The following is a 789-nucleotide window of genomic DNA, read 5'->3' on the forward strand; positions in this document are numbered from 1 at the left end:
AATCCACGTCTGCGGCTGCCGAGCAAGGCACCGCCGCCCATGCACTGGCTGAACACAAACTCCGCAGGGCGCTCAAGCAGCGCTCGAAGCGGCCTGTCTCGGCCTGGATTGATGACGAGATGGAAACCTTGACTGACGACTACGTCGCCTACGTCCAAGAACACATCTCGCTGGCTCGGGAGGCCTGTGGTGATCCGCAGGTGCTGATCGAGCAGCACCTGGACTTCTCCCATGTGGTGCCGGGAGGTTTTGGCACCGGGGATTGTGTGATCATCGCTGAACCCACCTTGCAGATCATTGATCTGAAGTACGGGCAAGGTGTGTTGGTTGAGGCTGAGCGTAATCCCCAGTTGATGCTCTACGCTCTCGGAGCCCTTCACACTTTCGGCGACCTGTACGACATCGAGCGCGTAGCGGTGACGATCTACCAGCCGCGCCGGGCGAACGTCGACACCTGGGAAATCCCCGTCACTGAACTCGAGCACTGGGCCGAAGCGGAAGTGAAACCGAAGGCTGAGCTGGCAGCGGCTGGCGAGGGCGAGTTTTGTCCGGGCTCGTGGTGTCAGTTCTGCAAGATTGCACCCACGTGTCGGGCGCGAGCTGAAGCCAATCTTGCGCTGGCCAGGTTGGAGTTCGCCCCACCAGCAGAACTTAGCGATACAGAGATCGCTGACGTGCTGGCAAGGATTCCGCAGCTCAAAACTTGGGCGGCGGATGTGGAGGCCTACGCCCTGTCGAAGGCCGTCAACCAGGGAGTGGTCTTTGAGGGGTTCAAGCTCGTAGCCGGAC

At 60.6% G+C, this 789-nt stretch carries 1 protein-coding gene; it reads left to right on the plus strand.

Features of this window, described 5'->3' with window-relative positions; all coding sequences use genetic code 11:
• A partial coding sequence (locus HMPREF2975_RS11790; RefSeq protein ID WP_070728303.1) for a DUF2800 domain-containing protein occupies positions 1–789 on the plus strand: 789 nt, incomplete at both ends.

Origin of the sequence: Actinomyces sp. HMSC065F12 (assembly GCF_001814535.1) — a bacterium.
Classification (GTDB): domain Bacteria; phylum Actinomycetota; class Actinomycetes; order Actinomycetales; family Actinomycetaceae; genus Pauljensenia; species Pauljensenia radingae_A.